Origin of the sequence: Halostagnicola kamekurae, assembly GCF_900116205.1 — an archaeon.
GTDB classification, from domain to species: Archaea; Halobacteriota; Halobacteria; order Halobacteriales; family Natrialbaceae; genus Halostagnicola; species Halostagnicola kamekurae.
The window spans coordinates 440802-459247 of the sequence record NZ_FOZS01000002.1 but is presented as its reverse complement, the minus strand read 5'-3'; the positions used below and the strand labels follow the sequence as shown (position 1 = coordinate 459247).

The 18446-nt window shown below is 66.1% G+C and carries 18 protein-coding genes; 8 read left to right on the top strand and 10 right to left on the bottom strand.

Annotated elements, in window-relative coordinates; translation table 11 throughout:
- Nucleotides 1-198 precede the first annotated feature (198 nt).
- Nucleotides 199-981, top strand: coding sequence for an SDR family NAD(P)-dependent oxidoreductase (locus BM348_RS10120; protein ID WP_092904543.1), 783 nt, complete (start codon nucleotides 199-201; stop codon nucleotides 979-981).
- 58 nt (nucleotides 982-1039) lie between these two features.
- Here BM348_RS10120 and BM348_RS10115 read toward each other — a convergent pair whose 3' ends face one another.
- From BM348_RS10115 to BM348_RS10095, 5 genes are all read right to left on the bottom strand, one after another.
- Nucleotides 1040-1540: a gamma carbonic anhydrase family protein gene (locus BM348_RS10115; RefSeq protein ID WP_092904541.1), complete on the bottom strand. Its 501-nt coding sequence runs from the start codon at nucleotides 1538-1540 to the stop codon at nucleotides 1040-1042.
- Between the two features lie 95 nt (nucleotides 1541-1635).
- Nucleotides 1636-1899: a DUF3006 family protein gene (locus BM348_RS10110; protein ID WP_092904539.1), complete on the bottom strand. Its 264-nt coding sequence runs from the start codon at nucleotides 1897-1899 to the stop codon at nucleotides 1636-1638.
- Nucleotides 1900-1935: 36 nt separating this feature from the next.
- A complete protein-coding gene (locus BM348_RS10105; protein ID WP_245779432.1) occupies nucleotides 1936-2907 on the bottom strand; it encodes a ComEC/Rec2 family competence protein in 972 nt (323 codons plus the stop codon).
- A 72-nt stretch (nucleotides 2908-2979) separates the two neighbouring features.
- Nucleotides 2980-3375: an OsmC family protein gene (locus BM348_RS10100; RefSeq protein ID WP_092904537.1), complete on the bottom strand. Its 396-nt coding sequence runs from the start codon at nucleotides 3373-3375 to the stop codon at nucleotides 2980-2982.
- Between the two features lie 144 nt (nucleotides 3376-3519).
- A complete protein-coding gene (locus tag BM348_RS10095) occupies nucleotides 3520-4248 on the bottom strand; it encodes a metal-dependent hydrolase (RefSeq protein ID WP_092904535.1) in 729 nt (242 codons plus the stop codon).
- A gap of 158 nt (nucleotides 4249-4406) precedes the next feature.
- Here BM348_RS10095 and BM348_RS10090 point away from each other — a divergent pair, with 158 nt between their 5' ends.
- From BM348_RS10090 to BM348_RS10075, 4 genes are all read left to right on the top strand, one after another.
- A complete protein-coding gene (locus tag BM348_RS10090) occupies nucleotides 4407-4670 on the top strand; it encodes a hypothetical protein (RefSeq protein ID WP_092904533.1) in 264 nt (87 codons plus the stop codon).
- Between the two features lie 196 nt (nucleotides 4671-4866).
- The gene (locus tag BM348_RS10085) at nucleotides 4867-7047 is read left to right on the top strand and encodes a DHH family phosphoesterase (protein ID WP_092904531.1); all 2181 of its coding nucleotides are present in this window, start codon (nucleotides 4867-4869) and stop codon (nucleotides 7045-7047) included.
- 75 nt (nucleotides 7048-7122) lie between these two features.
- Entirely contained in the window at nucleotides 7123-7629 is a 507-nt protein-coding gene (locus BM348_RS10080; protein ID WP_092904529.1) for an SHOCT domain-containing protein, read from the top strand.
- Nucleotides 7630-7676: 47 nt separating this feature from the next.
- The gene (locus tag BM348_RS10075; protein WP_092904527.1) at nucleotides 7677-8771 is read left to right on the top strand and encodes a saccharopine dehydrogenase family protein; all 1095 of its coding nucleotides are present in this window, start codon (nucleotides 7677-7679) and stop codon (nucleotides 8769-8771) included.
- Between the two features lie 76 nt (nucleotides 8772-8847).
- Here BM348_RS10075 and BM348_RS10070 read toward each other — a convergent pair whose 3' ends face one another.
- From BM348_RS10070 to BM348_RS10050, 5 genes are all read right to left on the bottom strand, one after another.
- On the bottom strand, nucleotides 8848-9801 hold the full coding sequence (locus BM348_RS10070; RefSeq protein ID WP_092904525.1) for an aminotransferase class IV: 954 nt from the start codon (nucleotides 9799-9801) through the stop codon (nucleotides 8848-8850).
- A gap of 8 nt (nucleotides 9802-9809) precedes the next feature.
- Nucleotides 9810-10487, bottom strand: coding sequence for an anthranilate synthase component II (locus BM348_RS10065; RefSeq protein ID WP_092904523.1), 678 nt, complete (start codon nucleotides 10485-10487; stop codon nucleotides 9810-9812).
- A complete protein-coding gene (locus BM348_RS10060) occupies nucleotides 10480-12174 on the bottom strand; it encodes an anthranilate synthase component I family protein (RefSeq protein WP_092904521.1) in 1695 nt (564 codons plus the stop codon). Before BM348_RS10060 ends, BM348_RS10065 begins: the two co-directional genes overlap by 8 nt.
- Nucleotides 12175-12383: 209 nt before the next feature.
- A complete protein-coding gene (locus tag BM348_RS10055; protein ID WP_092904519.1) occupies nucleotides 12384-13268 on the bottom strand; it encodes a helix-hairpin-helix domain-containing protein in 885 nt (294 codons plus the stop codon).
- A gap of 41 nt (nucleotides 13269-13309) precedes the next feature.
- Nucleotides 13310-14128 carry a shikimate dehydrogenase gene (locus BM348_RS10050; RefSeq protein WP_092904517.1) on the bottom strand — a complete coding sequence of 273 codons (819 nt, stop codon included), beginning with the start codon at nucleotides 14126-14128 and terminating at the stop codon, nucleotides 13310-13312.
- A gap of 179 nt (nucleotides 14129-14307) precedes the next feature.
- On the opposite strand from BM348_RS10050, the gene BM348_RS10045 reads away from it, so the two are divergent.
- The 3 genes from BM348_RS10045 (at nucleotide 14308) to ftsZ (ending at nucleotide 18347) form a co-directional block, all read left to right on the top strand.
- The gene (locus BM348_RS10045) at nucleotides 14308-15258 is read left to right on the top strand and encodes a calcium/sodium antiporter (RefSeq protein ID WP_092904515.1); all 951 of its coding nucleotides are present in this window, start codon (nucleotides 14308-14310) and stop codon (nucleotides 15256-15258) included.
- Nucleotides 15259-15650: 392 nt separating this feature from the next.
- The gene (locus BM348_RS10040; protein WP_092904513.1) at nucleotides 15651-17051 is read left to right on the top strand and encodes a D-aminoacyl-tRNA deacylase; all 1401 of its coding nucleotides are present in this window, start codon (nucleotides 15651-15653) and stop codon (nucleotides 17049-17051) included.
- Nucleotides 17052-17207: 156 nt separating this feature from the next.
- Nucleotides 17208-18347, top strand: a complete 1140-nt coding sequence (gene ftsZ, locus BM348_RS10035; protein WP_092904511.1) for a cell division protein FtsZ — start codon at nucleotides 17208-17210, stop codon at nucleotides 18345-18347.
- The last annotated feature ends 99 nt before the right edge of the window (nucleotides 18348-18446 follow it).

Sequence of the window (18446 nt, the reverse complement as noted above, 5' to 3'; positions counted from 1 at the left end):
GACGTGACGGACTCTCGCGCTATCAACTTGACGAAAGGAGCACGGACCTGTCTACCGTCCGCCGTTTTCGACGCCGCCCTGCCGGAATCGACGGCGATCGCCCCGCGGATCTGGTCGATCCTCCCCTCGGATCGACCGCTCAGTACCAGGTTGAGATTCCACACCGTGATTTATACACTCTGTGTGTCACTATCTAGTATGGCCAGTCCACGCTACGACTACGAGCAGACGACGGTCGTCATCACGGGCGCCAGTTCGGGAATCGGCCGCGAGATCGCGCGTCGGTTCGGCGAGTGCGGCGCGACGGTGATAAACGGCGACCTCGAGCGAGAGCCCAAAGACGCCGACGTTCCGACGGACGAGTTGCTCGAGGACGGCCCCGGGGACGGCGTCTACGTCGAGACCGACGTCACCGACCGCGGGGACCTCGAGGCGCTCGTCGACGCGGCCCGAGAGCGCGGCGGCGTCGACGTGATGATCAACAACGCGGGCCTCCAGATCCCGAAGCCGATGGCCGAGGTGACCCCCGAGGAGTTCGACCGCATCCACGCGGTCAACTCGAGGGGCGCGTTTTTCGGCACGCAGGTCGCCGCCGAGGACATGATCGAGCGGGACGACCCCGGCGCGATCATCAACACCGCGTCGATCAGTTCGAACCTCGCCCAGTTCGGGCAGGTCCAGTACGACTCGACCAAGGGCTCGGTCCGGATGATCACCCGCGGCAGCGCCCTCGAGTACGCGGAGGAGGGGATCAGAGTCAACGGCGTCGCGCCGGGTCAGATCGCGACCGAGTTCACCGAGGGCTGGAGCGAGCGCGCTCGAGAGCAGGCAGCAAACGACGAGTTGCTCAAACCGGTTCCGCTGGGTCGGGCCGGAACGCCCGAAGACGTCGCCGGAGCCTACCTCTTCCTGGCGAGCGACGACGCGGCGTACGTCGCGGGCGAGTTGCTCCACGTCGACGGCGGCTGGCAGATCTGTTGACCTCACGCGGCGACGACACGTCGGGGCGCTCTTACTCCAGACGCCGTCCGGGGCACTCCTACTCCAGACGCTCGCTACGCTCGGCGTGTTCCTTCGAGAGCGAGACGTACCGATCGGCCGTCTCGGCGAGTCGATCGCCCTCGAGTTCGGTTTTCGGCTCGGCCGGCGATCCGGCAACGAGCGTAGACGGCGGGATCTCCGTTCCCTCGGTGACGACGCTGCCGGCAGCGACGACGGCCCGCTCGCCGACGTGCGATCCGTCGAGCACCACCGCGTTCATCCCGACGAGCGCGCGCTCGGCGACCGTCGCGTCGTGGACGATGGCGCTGTGGCCGACCGTCGAGTAGGGCTCGAGTTCGGCGTCCTCGTGGAGCACCGCGTTGTCCTGAACGTTCGCGCCCTCGCCGACGACGATGGTGCCGTGATCGCCGCGAAGGGTCGTGTTCGGCCAGACGCTGGCGTCGGGTTCGATGACGACGTCGCCGATGACGACCGCCGCGTCGTCCACGTAGGCCGATTCCGCGATCTGTGGCTCCGTTCCGTCGAACGAGCGTATCATGTCAGGACTGTCTCGAGACGCGGGTTTGAACCTGCCCCTTCGGTCTCGTCGGTGTCGGGGTATCAGCCAGCGGATTCAACGCCGTCGACGCCCGCTCACAGCCGCTCGGAGAGGTCGTCGAACCGGTCCTGCATGCGTTCCCGCCGCTCTCGTTCGGTCTCGGGTCGGTAGGTCGCCTCGAGGATCGAGTCCTCGGTCACCTCGAGTTCGAAGACGGCCCCCTCGTGTCTGCCTTCCTCGGGGAGGTCCGCGGCCGGGACGGTCCGCTCTTCGCGCACTGAATCGTCTTCCTCGAGGAGCAACACCGCCGTTTCGCCGTCGACGATCCGATCGAGGACGGCCGTGTAGAGCGTCGCCATATCGGTTATCGGGCCTCCAGTGATATCAATCGACGGTCATTCTTTCAGTTCGATCAGTTCCTCGGGATCGGTCGGGGCCTCGTGTTCGGTGGCGACGGAACTCGAGTCGCCGTCGGCCGTCACGACGACGTCGCCGTGGACCGCGGTCCAGTAGGTTTCGATCCCGCGATCGTCGAAGGACTCGAGCACCTCCGCGCTCGGGTGGTCGTACTGGGACGCCTGCGCGCTCGAGATCACGGCGATTTCGGGCGTCGACGCGTCGAGTTTCGGATCGGTCGAGGAGGTGGACGACCCGTGGTGGCCGGCCTGATAGACGTCGCTCTCGAGGCGGTCACTCCACTCTTCGACCAGTCGTTGCTCGGTCCCCGCCTCCGCGTCGCCGGTGGTGAGGTACGAAAACGCGCCGAACTCGATCGACAGGACGACGCTGTTATCGTGGAGGTCGGTCTCCGATTCGCCCGCGGGCGGGTTCAACACCGTGGCGTTCACCTGCTCGTCCTCGAGCGGGAGTCGGTCGCCGGCGGTGACATTGTACAACTGGACGTCGTACCCCTCGACCGCGTCGAGGTAGTTCTCGTAGGTTTGGCTCGTGTGTGCGACGCCCGAATCGTAGGCCGCGCCGACGCCGTCGCCGTGCTCCTCGAAGTGCTCGATGACCGCGGCGTGCCCGCCGACGTGATCGGCGTGGGCGTGGGTCGCAACCAGATGGTCGATCCGGTCGACATTCCGGGACTCGAGGTAGTCGATGACCTCCGAACCGTTCGATCGCCAGTCGCCGGTATCGATCAGGATCGTCTCGTTTTCGGGCGTCACCAAGAGCGTGGCGTCGGCCTGCCCGACGTCTATGTGGTGGAGTTCGAGTTCGCCGTCGACGGTCGATGGGGACGGCGAGGTGCCGTCACCTACTCCCGAGGCGCTGTCACTCGCTCCCGGCGTGCTAACACACCCCGCGAGGACGAGCATCGCCGCAACGGCGACGACGAGCAACAGCCGCTTCCGATCGATCATATCGGATCCACGGACCGGACGCGCATGGTCGTTCGGGCCGCGAGAGACCGAGCGAAACGACGTCGAACCCGCCTAGAACGCGTCGCCCTCGAGCGATCGATCCGCGTGGAGATCGCCCTTGAGCGCGTCGTGGACCTTACAGAGTTGATCCGCCCGATCGAGGACGTCCTCGGCGGTGTCGTCGTCGACCTCGGCTTCCGCCCGGATGTCGAACCGAATCGACTCGAGTTTGTCGTCGTCGTTCAACTCGCCGCTGGTCTCGATCTCGATCCGGCCCATGTCGTCGACGCCGCGTTGCTGTCCCGCGACGCGGAGCGCGGGTACGTAACACGAGCCGTAGGCGGCCAACAGGCTCTCGAGCGTGTCCGGGGCGTCCTCGCCGGTCGAGTCGATGGTCGTCTCGAAGTCGCGAATGTCGTTCGTCGCGCTGAAGCCTTCCTCGGACGTCGTGGTGACTTCCTTTGTCATTGCACTGGGACGAACAACAGCCGAGCGTGTAAACGTTATTCTCGCCCATCGAACACGTTCGACGCCGGTACAGAACTCGACGCGTCTACACCGGCGCTCGCGTGGAATCGATGGGCGCTACGGATTCAACCCGAACGGCCCGCGCTACGGATTCAGCTCGAACGGCTCGTCGGCCTCGAGCGCGTGGACCTCGGCGTCGCTTCCGGTCGCGGCGACCTCGCCGGCGAAGTCCTCGGGGTCCCGTTCGATGGGCGGGAACGTATCGTAGTGCTGCGGGAAGGCGTGATCGACGTCGAGCCAGTCGACGGCGATCGCGGCCTGCATCGGCCCCATCGTGAAGTGATCGCCGATCGGGAGCGCCGCGGCGTCGGGCTCGAGATACGGGCCGATCACCTCGCGCATCTCGGTCATGAGCCCGGTGTCGCCCGCGGCGTAGAAGGTCGTCGACTCCTCGTCGCTGACCTGCGTCGGCTTCGTATCGGAGATCACGAAGCCACCGGGCATCCCCACGTCGTACTCGTAGTCGGTCATCACGCCGTTGGTGTGGTCCGCCCGGTGCATCGTCACGTAGGCGTCGCCGCACTCGACGGTGCCGCCGATGTTCATCCCCATCCCGCCGACGGCGTCCTCGAAGCCGAACTCGTCTTCGGCGTAGGACACGAGTTCCGGCGTCGCGACGAGCGTCGCGTCCGAGAACGCGCCCGCATCCGCGATGTGGTCCGCGTGTCCGTGCGTCAACAGCACGTAATCCGGCGTCTCGAGATCCGCGGGCTCGAGGTCGGTCTTCGGGTTGTCGAAGAACGGATCGATCAGCAGGTCCGTCTCTCCAACGGTGACGTGCCACGTCGAATGGCCGTGCCAGGTGACTTGCATAGCGTTCGGGCTATCGTCTGAGGAGAACTTAAAACCGGAGGACAGCGCCCGAACGCCGGCTCAGCCACACGCCAGAGCGATCGGCCGGTTGGTACAGCCTCCCTCGATCCGCGGGTGCGATGCCGAGGCGTTTTTTACCCCGCGCTCGTAGCGCGACCATGCTCACGCTGAACCTCGAGGAGTTCATGATAGAGTTGAACGAGGGATCGATCGAGAACGTCGGCGCGTCGAACAAATCCGCGACGGTCAAACTCTTCGAAGTCGAATCCGCCGAGGCGCGCGAGTTCGGCGACAAGCGGGTCAAACTCGTCCTCGAGGACGACGACGGCAACGAAGTGCAGGTCTCGCTCTTTCCCGAACAGGTTCGGAGCCTCACGAGCGACATCGAGGAACTCGAGGAGAACTCGACGGTTTTCGAGTGAGTCCGATCTCGAGTAAACGAACGGAGTTCGAACTGGACAAGACCGAGCCGCTTCTGGTTCGACGTAAGTCCCGAACAGTAGCTCGAAAGTCCGGGAAACGGCGGTATTCGGAAGATCGATATCGCGACCGCTGGCGGTGACCGTCACGGACGCATTTCGACAACAGTTTTAGTCCGAACCTGCTTGGTGCGAGTAGATGGGTAACTGTATCATCTGCGGCAAGCCCGTCGACGGCTTGGTCTGTGAGGTCCACGAGGAGGATGTCGCCTTCGAGTTCGAAGGCACCGCCGCCTCACAGCTCTCGCCCGGTCGGTTTTACCGGGGTACCGTCGACGGCTACGCCGACTTCGGCGTCTTCGTCGACGTCGGCGACCACGTCACCGGACTGTTGCACAGAAGCGAACTGGACCAGCGACTCGAGAGTCTCGACTGGGAACCGGGAGACAGCGTCTACGTCCAGGTTCTCGACGTCCGAGACAACGGAAACATCGACCTCGGCTGGTCGATCAGACAGGACGACCGAGACTTCCGCGGCAAGCTGATCGAAACCGCTGACGACGAGCGTCACCCGGATGAGTTCGAGGGCGATTCGGACGAATCCACCGACGGAACGGCCGGTTCAGACGATCGATCCGAGCCCGCGGCGTCGACAGCCGACTCGAGTTCCGACGTCGCCGCCAACGGCAGCGGGTCGACCGCGACCGACTCGACTGGGACGACCTCGAGTTCGACGGAGACGACCAGTTCGACCGAAACGACCGACTCGCCGGAGACGGCCGAAGCCGCCGGGACAGCCGAGCAAGCTGGCGCGACGTCGGAGGCCGAAGCCGGCGAGGACTCCGACTTCGAGTTCGGAACCGAACCGTCGCTGAACCGAACGACGATCGACGACATCGACTCCCAGGTCGGGAGTATCGTTCGCCTCGAGGGCGAGATCACCGGCATCCGACAGACGTCCGGTCCGACCGTCTTCGAACTCAGCGACGAGAGTGCCACCGTCGAGTGTGCCGCCTTCGAAGAGGCTGGCGTGCGGGCCTACCCCGACGTGGAGATCGACGACGTCGTCGCACTCGAGGGCGAGGTCGAGCGCCACCACGGCGACCTACAGGTCGAGACGGAAGCGCTCGAGGTCCTGACCGACGACGAGCGCGCGACCGTCCTCGAGCGACTCGAGGAGGCGATCGAACAGGAAGCGCGTCCGTCGGTCCTCGAACTCATCGACGACCACGACGCGGTGTCGGCCGTCGAGGATGAACTGTTCGACGCCGCGACGCAGATCCGCCGCGCGGTGATGGAGTCGCGTCCGATCGTCGTTCGCCACCAGGCGACCGCGGACGGCTACATCGCCGGCGCGGCCATCGAACGGGCCGTCCTGCCGCTAATCCGTGAGAAACACACCCGCGACGACGCCGTCTATCACTACTTCGAGCGACGGCCGCTCGAGGGTCGCGTCTACGACATGGACGCCGCGACCGACGACGTCACCTCGATGCTCGAGGCCCGCGAGCGCCACGGCGAGCAACTGCCGCTCGTGATCCTCGTCGACGCTGGCGCGACCGCCGAGTCCGCGGACGGCTACGATCTGCTCTCGCTGTACGACACCGAGTCGATCGTCATCGACGATGCGCGCGCCGACGAGGAGATAACCGACGCCGTCTCGCTTTCGGTGACGCCATCGCTCGCCGGAGCCGACGTCTCCGATCTCACGTCGACGGCGCTGGGGGCGAACGTCGCCGCCGCCGTCAACGACGACGTTCGCGGCGACCTAGAGCACCTCCCGGCGGTGAGCTACTGGGAGGACGTTCCCGAGTCCTACCTCGAGCTCGCGACCGACGCGGGTTACGACGAGGAGACTCTCACCGAACGCCGCGAAGCCGTCGCGCTCGAGGCGTTCTACCAGTCCTACAAGGACAAACGCGAACTCGTCACCGACCTGCTGTTCGACGACGACGGCGATCTCGCGGCCCACGTCTCCGAGCAGTTCCGCGACAAACTCGAGACCGAACTCGAGGCCGCCTCGGAGAACTGCGCCGCCCGCGGCGTCAACGGCGTGACGGTGTCGGTGCTCGACACCGGCTCGTTCACGCACCGGTATAACTTCCCGACGACGACCCTCCTGCTCGACGCGCTCCACCGTCGTGAACGAACGCGAACCGAGCCGCCGTTCGTCACGCTCGGCGTCGGCGACGCCGAACTGCACGTCCGCGCGACCGAAGAACTCGACGTTCGCGATCTCGCGGCCGGAATCGCAGAGCGCGTTCCCGACGCCGGCGTCTCGGCCGTCGGCGGCCGCGACGGCCACATCGAGTACCTCGTCGGCGAACGCGACGCCGTCGAGGAGGCCGCACTCGAGACACTCGGCGAGACGCTCGCCTAACTCGGATCGCTCGTCCTGCCGTTCGCTCTCAAATCGGTAGAAACATCTTTCATCGTCGCCCATGAGGTGTCATCTATGAGTGAGGATCCGGCGACGCGAGTCCGTGAGAACATCACGGGAATCACGACGCTGCTCATTACCGGATTGTGGCTCGCGCTCATGTTCTTGGGAGTCGATAATGGACTCTGGCTCGCGGTTCTGTTAGTCGGTTACGTCGTCGTTATTCCGATCGTCGCGCTGGTGTTCGGCGACGAAACGGACCGAGAAGAGTGGTGGGGAGACGGGTCCTGGGGCGAGGAGTCGGACACGAGTACGGACACGGAAACCGAATCGGACAGCCGCTCCGACCCGACGACGACTCCGGAGTCCAACAATCGCGAGGCCCTCGAGACGCTTCGGTCTCGCTACGCCGCCGGCGAATTGACCGACGAGCAGTTCGAGCGCAAACTCGAGCGACTGCTCGAGACGGAAACGATAGAGGACATAGAGCAGCGCCGCGGCTCGGGAGACAATTCCGGTCGTAAAGACCCCTCGACGAACGGCCCGCCAACGAACCGCGACGTAGAGTACGAGACGGAGTAGCACGCGTCTGCCGTAGCTTTACACGACTCGACCTCGATGCGAACCGCATGGAGCGGCTTCTCGTCTACGGCTCGTACGGCTACACCGGTCGGCTGATCGTCCGCGAAGCCGTCGAGCGCGGCGATTCCCCGACGGTTGCCGGACGGGATGGCGGGCGCGTCACCGCGCAGGCTCGCGAACACGGCCTCGAGTCCCGGACGTTCTCCCTCGAAGACGATGTCGCGTCCCACCTCACGGCGTTCGACGCCGTGCTGAACTGCGCGGGCCCGTTCGTCGAGACCGCAGAGCCGCTGGTCGAGGCGTGTCTCGAAACCGGAACCGACTACCTGGACATCACCGGAGAGTTCCGCGTGTTCGAGCGGATTCGACGCCGAGACGACCGCGCTCGAGACGCCGGCGTGACGCTGCTTCCGGGCGTCGGGTTCGACGTCGTCCCCACCGACTGTCTGGCGGCGTTTCTGGCCGAACGGCTCCCGAGCGCGAGTTCGGTCGCGCTCGGCGTTCAGGGAATGGATTCGCGCGAGGGTCTCCCCACGCCGTCGGGCGTCTCGCGAGGGACGGCGAAAACGCTCGTCAATCAGGCCGGAACGACCGCAGTCGCCCGAAAGAACGGGACGCTCGTCCGACTGCCCGGTCTTCGCCGCCGGCGGATCGACTTCGGCGACGGTCCCCAACACGCCGTGGCGGTCCCGCTCGGCGACGTCGTCACCGCTTCGCAGACGACCGGCATCGAGAACGTCACGGTGTACGTCGCGATGCCGTCCTGGCTGGCCCCCGGACTGTCGGTCCTCGAGTCGGCCGGGTGGCTGCTCGAGAGCCGCCCGATCCGAACGCTCGCGAACCTGGCGATCGATACGTTTCTCGACGGCCCCGGCGAGTCGACCCTCGAGACCGGCCGGACCGTCGTCTGGGGCGAGGTCAACGACGGCGAGGAAACCGTTCGAGGGCGGATTCGAACGCCGAACCCCTACGCGCTGACCGCCGAATCGGCCGTCGAGGCCGCAACGCGGGTGCTCGAGGGCGACGTCCCAGCGGGGGCGCAGACGCCGGCGACGGCCTTCGGCGCCGATTTCGTCCTCGAGTGTTCCGACAGCGAACGGGAGCTGCTCGAGACGAACGCAGCCGCCGACTTCGAAAAGTAGCGTTCGGACGCGGAAGCTCGGATCGAACCTGTACGGGCGATCGACGCGCGGAATCGGACGAGCAAACTCAGGAGCGTCAGTAACACCGTTCCTCGACGCGCTCGTCGTACATCCTCGAGAGCGTCTCGAAAATCCGATCGTCGTCCGTCGGATCGTCGTCTCGCATCAAGCCGTCCTCCTCGAGTGTAACGCCGTCCATCGAGCCGACCGGACGCAGCTCCCACGTCGTGTTCGTCAGGAAAACCGAATCCGCGTTCCGGAGTCGCTCGGGCCGGTACCGTCCCTCCTCGACGGGGATACCGGCGTCGTCGGCGCACTCGAGGACGAGCCGGCGGGTGATTCCGGGGAGAACGGGGCCGTCGATTGTCGGCGTGTACAGCACGCCGTCCTCGACGAAGAAGACGTTGCTCGTCGCCCCCTCGGCGACGTATCCCTCCTCGTCTCGGAGGAGCGCCTCGTCGCCGCCCTCGAGTTCCTGGCGCGCCAGAATCCCGTTGAGGTAGTTGTGCGTCTTCGCCGCGGCGGGCACGGCGTCGTTCGGGATCCGGCGCGTTTCGACCGTCTCGAGCGCCGCCGGACCGTCCCAGACAGGAGTCCCCTCGAGGCCGCCCCGCGGCAGCGAGCCGACGTAGACGACGACGGTCGGCTCGACGTCGGGGTCTGGCGTGAGCTTCCCCGGCTGGACGCCGCGGGTGATCGACAGCCTGACGTAAGCGTCCGCGAGGTCGTTCGCCGAAAGCGCCTCGTCGATCCGCGACAGCAGGTCCGCCCGCGAGAGCCCGTGAGTTAGCTCGAGCGCGTCGCAGGTCGCCTCGAGGCGAGCCGCGTGGGCGTCCCACTCGAAGGTGGTCCCGCCGTAGGCTCGCAGCGTCTCGAAGGCGGCGTCGCCGTAGCGAAAGCCCCGATCGTCGACGCGGACGGTCGCGCGGGACGCGGGGACGAGTTCGCCGTCGACGTGGTAGTACGGTTCGCCGGACGGGCCAGCGCCGTCGGCGTCGTCTCGGGCGTCGCCCGCTGTGTGTTCGGACATGAGTTCTGTTACCTCGAGTCGTACTCGGCCGCCAGTTCACAGAAGTTTCGGATCAGACGTTTGCCGACCGAAAGCGAGATGGAGTCGCCTCGCGCGTTCCGGTGGTTCGAATCGGTTCGCTTGCCCACCTCCGAGACGGCGGGCGCTCGGGTGAGGATGCTCTCGGGGTGAAACTGCACGCCGACGTGCGGGCGCTCGCGGTGGCGAACGGCCATCAACACCGCGCGCTCGTCTGCCGTCCGGGCGACCGCCTCGAGCGAATCGGGGAGCGCGTCGCCTTCGACGGCGAGGGAGTGATAGCGGCCGACCCGGACGGGGTCGGGCACGTCGGCGAAGATCCCCGCTCCGTCGTGGGCGAGAAGCGACGGTTTCCCGTGGACGACCTCGGGCGCGTGGACGACCGGCGCGCCGTTTGCCGCACAGAGGGCCTGATGGCCCAGACAGACCCCGAGGATCGGATAGCTCGTCTCCGCGAACAGCGGGATCGAAATCCCCGCCTCCGCCGGCGTTCCCGGCCCCGGCGAGACGACGATTCCGGTCGGCGCGAGATCCGCGACGTCCTCGAGGTCGATCTCGTCGTTTCGCCGGACGACCACCTCGTCGGCGACTTCGCCGACGTACTGGACGAGGTTGTAGGCGAACGAATCGTAGTTGTCGACGACCAGAATCGTCGTTCGCTCACCCATCTTGCTCCTCCTCCGCGTCGGATTCGTCGCCGCGCTCGGCTTCGATGTCGCTCTCGACTTCAGTACCGCCTTCGGCTTCGGGGCCGCCTTCGACTTCCAGTTCGGCTCGCTCTCCCAGCGCCTCATTGACGGCGGTCACCAGCGCCCGCGCCTTGTCGAGCGTTTCGTCGTACTCCCGGTCGGGAACCGAATCCTCGACGATACCGGCTCCGACCCGGAGGTGATACTCGTCGCCGTGGCGAACGAGCGTTCGAATCACGATATTTAGCGTGGCGCGGCCGTCGAAGCCGAAGATACCGACGCTTCCGGTGTAGGGGCCGCGGCGGGTCGCCTCAAGTTCGTCGATGATCCCCATCGTCCGGGGCTTGGGCGCGCCGGTGATCGTGCCGCCGGGAAAGACCGCGGCGATCGCGTCCGCGAGCGTCGCCCCCTCCCGAAGCCGTCCGGTGACGTCCGAGACGAGATGCATGACTTCAGAATAGCGATCCACTCGGCGGTACTCGGCGACGTCGACGGAGCCGTACACACAGACCTTTCCGAGATCGTTTCGCTCGAGATCGACCAGCATCGCGTGCTCGGCGCGCTCTTTCTCGTCCGCCCGGATGTCCGCCTCAAGGGCTCGATCTTCGTCGGGAGTCTCACCGCGCGGGCGGGTGCCCGCGATGGGTTCGGTTCGAACGTCCGATCCCTCGCGCTCGAGCAGTAGCTCCGGGCTCGCACTCACCAGCTCGGCGGCCCGGTACTCGAGCAGACAGGAGTACGGCGCGGGATTGACGTCCCGGAGCGCGTCGTACGCCGCGACGGGATGAACGGCGGCGGGCGCGGTGAGTCGCTGCGAGACGTTCGCCTGAAACGTCTCGCCGTCGCGGACGTACCGCTTGACCCGCCGCACGCGGTCTGCGAAGGCGTCGCGACCGCAGTCGCTCTCGAAGGTCACCGACGACGCCGAGACGGGCGGGCCGAGGGGGTCGCCCTCGCCCTCGAGAGTCTCCCGCGCCAGTTCCAGCGCGCGCGAGCGACCGCGTTCGTATGCGGCTTCGACGGCGGCGTCCGTGACTTCTCGGTGGCGGGCGTTCGTATCCGATGTCCCGCCCAAGTCCGTCCGCCGATCGGAAGCGCCATCGTCCCCGAAATCGATCCGTGGACAGGCGGTGACGCGGAGTTCGCGTTCGCCCTCGAGCGGTTCCTCCCACGCTGCGAGGCAATCGTAGACCGCCACCTCGAGTCGCGGCAAGCCCCTGTCGTCGACGGCGGACGCGGGGAGGTCCTCGAGTTCTCTGGCGACGTCGTAGGAGAGCCAGCCGATCGCTCCGCAGGGACAGGGCACGTCACAGTCACCGCGGACGAGGCGGTCGGCCTCGAGCAGTCCCTCGAGGGCGGCGAGCGTGGGTGCAGACGATCGATCGCTCCCGCGGGCGACGGCGTCGGACCGAACGGTGAGTCGATCGATCGGATCGACGCCGAAGTAGCCCCAGCCCGGCTGGCCGCCGGTCGTCTCGAGGAACGCGCCGCCGGCACCGTCGCGAGCGCGTCGGTACGCCAGAAACGGGTCGTCGACGGGAACGCGAACTTCGATTGGCACGCGAACGTGCTCGGGAGAGTCCGATCCGCCCTCGAGGCGTGTTTCCGCGGCCCTGACGGTGTCTCGAACGGACTCGAGGGAGGTCACGACCCGCGGTTCAGTCATGGAAACGAAGAGGAGCCCCCCAGCTAATCATTTTGCGGTTTCGAACCGACGACGGTCGCGAGAACGCGGGAGAGCGACGTTTCGAGTCGGCGCGCGATACAGCGCCGACACAGCGAAGAAATCGGTGCGGGGAGCGGCGGGCGGTTGAGCAGCTACCCACGTACACGCGGCGGTGGCTTTCGATCCGTCACCGGACCGCCGCTCGGGGACTATCGGACTTCCGCTCTGTCGATCCAGCCCTGCAACCGCGTCTCCGAGATGTCCGTCTCGGCGGCCAGGTCACTCGCGTCGGCGGCCGCGAGGTCGTCGACGGTCTCGACGCCCGCCTCGCGGAGTCGGTCCGCGTAGGCCGGCCCGATCCCCTTGATCGAGTCGGTCGGCTCGCCGTCGACTTCTGGCTCGGTCGCCGTCTCCTCGTCGACTCCCGGTTCGGCGTCGTCCGCCGGCTCGCCGTCCGATGGCGTCTTGTCCGTCGTCGGTTTCGCGTCCGCGCCGGTCGGACCGGTCGCTTCGGCCGGTTCGGCCGCCTCGTCGGCCGACTCCGGCGACTGGGTCATCGAACCGGTCGAACTCGAGGCCGCCGTATCCGCCGCCGCGGCCTCGTCGCCGGTTCCGTCGTCGTCGGTTCCGGCAGTCGAATCGCTCTCCGCGTCGCCATCGTCCTCGACCGCCTCGCTGCTGTCGTCCACGGTCGCCGCATCGCTATCGTCAACGGTTGCGTCCTCGCCGTCGTCCGCGACGTCTTCGGTGTCGTCCGTGGCAGCAACCTCATCGTCGTCTTCGGCGGCGTCGGCGGGAGGCGACGGTGCCCGGTCGCCCTGTTCGGGTGTCTTTTCGGTCGTCGGCGTCGCGTCCTCGTCGGTCGGGCCGGTCGCTTCGGCCGGTTCGGCCGCCTCGCCGGCCGACTCCGGTGACTGGGTCATCGAATCGGTCGAACTCGAGGCCGCCGTGTCCGCCGCCGCGGCCTCCTCGGAGCTCTCGTCCGTCTGGGTTCGGTCACGTTCGATCGTGACGCCGACGTCTCGAGAGCGCGACCGTTCGGATCCCGAGTCACCGAGACCGAGCACCGACTTCAGCTTCTGCAGGAGTCCCATTGTGCGATCATTGTTGACTCGCTCACTTAAACCCGTTCGATCTAGGGAGTGAAATCTACCGACAGGCGGCGACGAAGCGCCTCGTTCATCGCCGCGACGGGAGCGTCCTCGCCGGTCCAGATCTCGAGCGCTTCGACGCCTTGGTAGAGGAGCATCCACCCGCCATCGATCGTCGTCGCGCCGACGGCTTCCGAATCCCGGAGGAGCCTCGTCTCGAGCGGCCGGTAGACGGCGTCCATGACCGCCAGCTCGCCGTGGAGCGCGTCGGCCGGCACCGGCGACTCGTCGGACTCCATCCCGACGCTCGTGGCGTTGATCAGGATGTCGGCGTTCGAAAGCAGATCGCCGAGCGCGTCGAGTCCGTGGCCGGTCGCACCCGAAACCGACTCGGCCAATTCGCGAGCGGTCGACTCCGTGCGGTTCGCGATGTCGACGGTCGCGCCGGCGTCGGCCAGTCCGAACGCGATCGCGCGTCCCGCGCCGCCGGCGCCGACGACCACCGCTCGAGCGCCCTCGAGGGCGACGTCGTGGTCCCGGAGCGCCCTGATCGCGCCGACGGCGTCCGTGTTGTGGCCCGTCGGCGTCGCTCCGGAGAAGTCGATCGTGTTGACGGCCCCGATGCGACTCGCGAGGTCGTCCGGTTCGACGAGATCGAGGACGTCCCGTTTGAACGGGATCGTCACGTTCAGCCCGCGGACGCCGAGTGCGTCCGCGCCGTCGATCGCGGTTTCGAGTTCGTTCGGGTCGGGTTCGAAGGTGACGTATCGCCCCTCGAGGTCGAGGTCGTCGTAGGCCGCCTCGTGCATGGGCGGCGAGAGCGAGTGGCCGACCGGGTTGCCGATGAGACCGAAGACGTGCATACCAACTCTCGTGACGGCGGGGATATAACGGGTGTGACTTCGGCGCGTCCGTCGTCTGACAGTCGCTAACGGCGCTGTCCCATCCAAAAGACACCGCACCGCCGGACCAGTCGCTCTTCTGGCGGTCGGACCAGTCGCATTTCGGACGGCTTATACGGGATTCTTGAGAAGCCGGAGGTATGCCCGCCGGTTCGGAGCTTCTCGTCCCGATCGCCCTACTCGTCGTCGGTATCGTTGCCCTCTACGCCGGTGCCGAACTACTGGTCGCCGGCGCGGGCCGACTCGCGCTCGGAGTCGGCCTCCGGGCCGCGACGGTCGGCGTGACCGTCATCGCGTTCGCGACCACCGCTCCCGAACTCTTCGTGGCGATCACCGGGGTGTTCGACGTCTCGACCGACATCGGGCTCGGGACCGTCCTCGGGTCGAACGTCGCGAACATCGGGCTGGTCCTGGGCGTCTCCGCCCTGATCAAGCCGCTCTCGGTCAGCGAGGTCGCGATGAAGCGACACGTCCCGTTCATGGTCCTGGCCGCCGTCTTGCTCGTCGGCATCGGACTGGACGGAGTCATCGGCCGGCTCGAGGGGGCGCTCCTGATCGCGGTCCTCGCCGGCTTCACCGTCTATCTCGTTCACACGACGAACGCCGATCAGACGCCGGCGGTCGACGAGCCCGGCGCAGGAGACGGGATCGCGCTCAAAGACGTCGCGTTAGTCCTCGTCGGACTGATTACGCTCGTCGTCGGCTCGCAGTGGCTCATCGAGGGCGGGACGGAACTCCTGTTTGCCTTCGGGTTTTCGGAGCTGTTCATCGGGTTGACGGTGCTCGCCATCGGGACCTCGCTGCCCGAACTGGCGGCCTCGGCGATCGGCGCGGCTCGAGGCGAGACCGAGTTCGCGATCGGCAACGTCGTCGGGTCGAACATCTACAACGTGTTGGCCGTCCTCGGCATCGTCGCGCTCATCACGCCGATTCAGATCGCGACGAGCACGATCCAGTTCGAATTTCCCGCGCTCATCGTTTTCACCCTCGTGTTGGTCGCGATGATGAGCTACGGGCGGAAACTCACGCGACTCGACGGATTCGTGCTCGTCGCCGGATACGCCGGGTTCATCTACTTCCTGGCGCAGTGATTTGGTCCTGTTCTCCTGCAGTAATCCGTTCTGGTTCAGCACAGAACAACGATCGAAAACCGATGAACCGGCAGTATCTCGGCGAGTAGGTAGTATAAAAAGAATAACTTTTCACTCTCTGAAGTAATTGGGAGTCAATGAAAGAAATAGATTCCCTGATGTTGTACGGGATCGCGATGATACTATTCGCTCTATTCTCCCACCAACATGATGTTATGTTCCGCGACTGGAGTGAAATTCTCGGGTGGATTGGATTTGCGGTATGCACAGCGTCGCTGATTGGGAATTTTATACATAGAAATTCAGTAACGTAGCTTCTCACCCGGAAGATCGTCGACTCCGGACGCATCAAAAACGTAGCCTATTCGTCGTCTCGAGCCTGAGACCAGTTCGTGATCGCGATCGTCGAAAGCCGAGCCGACAGCGCCTCGGAGCACATCTGTCAGCACCTCCGTGAGTGCGCCGACTGGACGGAACTGATCGACGACGACCGACCGGACGAAGACGGCGGCGGCACCTACTACCGGACCGACGGCTTCGAACTGCGTTCGTTCGACGAGCTACACATCGACCTCGAGCGACCCGCAGACGCCTTCGACGGCGATCCTGACCTGCTCGTGTTCGCCTCGCGCCACGCTGGCGACACCGGGGCGCTGCTGACGGGCCACTTCACGGGGAACTTCGGCCCCGCCGAGTTCGGGGGCGACGACCACGCGCTGGCCGAGACAGCGCCGAACGCGCTCGCGCGATTGCTCGAGGCGTTCGAGACGCACGCTCCGGCAGAGTACGATGTTGGCATGGAGTGTACCCACCACGGACCGACGGACGTCGGCTGTCCGTCGCTGTTCGCCGAACTTGGCAGCGACGAACCCCAGTGGAACGACCCCGACGGAGCCCGCGCCGTCGCTCGAGCGATCCTCGAACTCGGGGACGCCGAAGGCTCCGGAACCAACCGGCGCGGCGTCACGCCCCACCGCGAGCGACAGGTCGTCGGCTTTGGCGGCAACCACTACGTCCCGCGCTATCAGCGCATTGTCGAGGGAACTCCGTGGGCGGTCGGCCACATCGCCTCGGCGTGGGCGCTCGAGGATATGGGTGATCCCGACCATCACCAGGACGTGATCGAAGCCGCCTTCGACGCCAGCGGGGCCGACCTGGCCGTCCTCGAGGGAACGTGGCCGGATCTCGAGCGCGTCATCGAGGAGTTGGGCTACGAGATCGTCAGCGAAACGTGGCTCCAAGAGGTCGGCGACCGGCCGCTCGAACTCGTCCGCGCGATCGAATCGGAACTCGGCTCTGTCGAGGAAGGAGTCCGGTTCGGCGACAGGCAGGGAGCGCTCGAGGACGGCTGCGGAAATGGCAGCGAAGACGGCGACGCGAACGGCGAGGCGTTCTCGGTCGTCGATCTCCCAACGGCGTTGCTCGATACCGCCGAAAGCATCGATCCGGAGCGCGTCCGACGGTGCGTGGAGGCGAACACCGTCGCGTTCACGACCGAGAACGGGGGAAGCCGAGTCGGCTCGACCGCGGCCGTCCCGTCGCAGACGGTCCCGCCGGCGCTGATCGACTCGCTCGCCGAGGTGCTCGAGGAGAAGTACGATCGGGTTCGACTCGAGGACGACGCGGTCGTCGCCGAGGAACGCGCGTTCGATCCGGACCTCGCCGCCGAGGCCGGCGTGCCGGAGGGGCCCAAGTTCGGCGCGCTCGCGAACGGCTCGTCGGTGACCGTCGACGGGAAAGATATCAATCCTGAAGAAGTTCGCACTGACCGAACAGATCGCTTCCCGGTGTAACTCGAGTACGCTGACGGTACGATGTCCCTACAGCGCGACTGAGGCGACGCTTTCTCGATCAGCGACGCGATAGGTAACGACGGATTACTGCGTCAGACAGACGGCTGACGTGTAGGGGAAAGGTAATTATGCTCCGTCCTTAAGTCAAGGGCAAGGATGGACTCTATAATCGACGATGCTATCGACGAGGCCGAGGGCGGGGAGCCTGATCATCTCCCCGACGAGGCCGAATCCGTCGACGCCAATACTTCGGGGACGATGACCGACGACGAACTGCTCGACGTACTCGACGATCTCCAGACTGATATTACGGTCGTCGGCTGTGGCGGCGCTGGCGGCAACACCGTCAATCGAATGGGGGAGGAGGGAATCCACGGCGCGAAACTGGTTGCGGCAAACACCGACGTCCAGCACCTCGTCGAAATCGACGCAGATACGAAGATCCTGATGGGCGAGCAAAAGACCGGCGGCCGCGGAGCCGGCTCGCTCCCGCAGGTCGGCGAAGAGGCCGCCCTCGAGAGCCAGCAGGACATCTACGACGCGATCGACGGCTCCGACATGGTGTTCGTCACGGCGGGACTGGGCGGCGGAACCGGGACCGGTTCGGCTCCCGTCGTCGCGAAGGCGGCTCGAGAGTCCGGCGCGCTCACGATTTCGATCGTCACGACGCCGTTTACCGCCGAGGGAGAAGTCCGACGAACGAACGCCGAAGCCGGCCTCGAGCGGCTTCGAGACGTTTCCGATACGGTCATCGTCGTCCCCAACGACCGCCTGCTCGATTCGGTCGGCAAACTGCCGGTCAAACAGGCGTTCAAGGTCAGCGACGAGGTCCTGATGCGCTCGGTCAAGGGCATCACGGAACTCATCACGAAACCCGGGCTCGTCAACCTGGACTTCGCCGACGTTCGCACCGTGATGGAACGGGGCGGCGTCGCGATGATCGGCCTCGGCGAGGCCGACTCCGAAGCCAAGGCCGAGGACTCGGTCAAGACCGCGCTGCGCTCGCCGCTGCTCGACGTCGATATTTCCGGAGCGAGCTCCGCGCTCGTCAACGTCACCGGCGGCAACGACATGTCGATCGAAGAAGCCGAAGGCGTCGTCGAGGAGATCTACGACCGGATCGACCCCGACGCGCGCATCATCTGGGGGACCTCGATCGACGAGAGCCTCGAGGGCAGCATGCGAACCATGATCGTCGTGACCGGCGTCGAATCGCCCCAGATCTACGGCCGGCCCAACGGCGAGGCCGTCCAGCCGGAGGGCGCAGAGGAAGAAGACATCGACTTCGTCGACTGATTTCTTCGAACGCGGACGCGTGACTCGAGCCCGCGACTCGCAGTTCAGTGGGTCGCACGTCCCGTGTCGGTTCGAAGCCCTTATACTCGCAAGTTGGAT

What these genes read in the sequence shown, in the direction of transcription:
- BM348_RS10115 (WP_092904541.1), bottom strand. Translation starts at nt 1,540, where the DNA reads ATGATACGCTCGTTCGACGGAACGGAGCCACAGATCGCGGAATCGGCC.
- BM348_RS10110 (WP_092904539.1), bottom strand. Translation starts at nt 1,899, where the DNA reads ATGGCGACGCTCTACACGGCCGTCCTCGATCGGATCGTCGACGGCGAA.
- BM348_RS10060 (WP_092904521.1), bottom strand. Translation starts at nt 12,174, where the DNA reads ATGACTGAACCGCGGGTCGTGACCTCCCTCGAGTCCGTTCGAGACACC.
- BM348_RS10105 (WP_245779432.1), bottom strand. Translation starts at nt 2,907, where the DNA reads ATGATCGATCGGAAGCGGCTGTTGCTCGTCGTCGCCGTTGCGGCGATG.
- BM348_RS10045 (WP_092904515.1), top strand. Translation starts at nt 14,308, where the DNA reads ATGCCCGCCGGTTCGGAGCTTCTCGTCCCGATCGCCCTACTCGTCGTC.
- BM348_RS10100 (WP_092904537.1), bottom strand. Translation starts at nt 3,375, where the DNA reads ATGACAAAGGAAGTCACCACGACGTCCGAGGAAGGCTTCAGCGCGACG.
- BM348_RS10065 (WP_092904523.1), bottom strand. Translation starts at nt 10,487, where the DNA reads ATGGGTGAGCGAACGACGATTCTGGTCGTCGACAACTACGATTCGTTC.
- BM348_RS10085 (WP_092904531.1), top strand. Translation starts at nt 4,867, where the DNA reads ATGGGTAACTGTATCATCTGCGGCAAGCCCGTCGACGGCTTGGTCTGT.
- BM348_RS10050 (WP_092904517.1), bottom strand. Translation starts at nt 14,128, where the DNA reads ATGCACGTCTTCGGTCTCATCGGCAACCCGGTCGGCCACTCGCTCTCG.
- BM348_RS10055 (WP_092904519.1), bottom strand. Translation starts at nt 13,268, where the DNA reads ATGGGACTCCTGCAGAAGCTGAAGTCGGTGCTCGGTCTCGGTGACTCG.
- ftsZ (WP_092904511.1), top strand. Translation starts at nt 17,208, where the DNA reads ATGGACTCTATAATCGACGATGCTATCGACGAGGCCGAGGGCGGGGAG.
- BM348_RS10075 (WP_092904527.1), top strand. Translation starts at nt 7,677, where the DNA reads ATGGAGCGGCTTCTCGTCTACGGCTCGTACGGCTACACCGGTCGGCTG.
- BM348_RS10070 (WP_092904525.1), bottom strand. Translation starts at nt 9,801, where the DNA reads ATGTCCGAACACACAGCGGGCGACGCCCGAGACGACGCCGACGGCGCT.
- BM348_RS10120 (WP_092904543.1), top strand. Translation starts at nt 199, where the DNA reads ATGGCCAGTCCACGCTACGACTACGAGCAGACGACGGTCGTCATCACG.
- BM348_RS10080 (WP_092904529.1), top strand. Translation starts at nt 7,123, where the DNA reads ATGAGTGAGGATCCGGCGACGCGAGTCCGTGAGAACATCACGGGAATC.
- BM348_RS10095 (WP_092904535.1), bottom strand. Translation starts at nt 4,248, where the DNA reads ATGCAAGTCACCTGGCACGGCCATTCGACGTGGCACGTCACCGTTGGA.
- BM348_RS10090 (WP_092904533.1), top strand. Translation starts at nt 4,407, where the DNA reads ATGCTCACGCTGAACCTCGAGGAGTTCATGATAGAGTTGAACGAGGGA.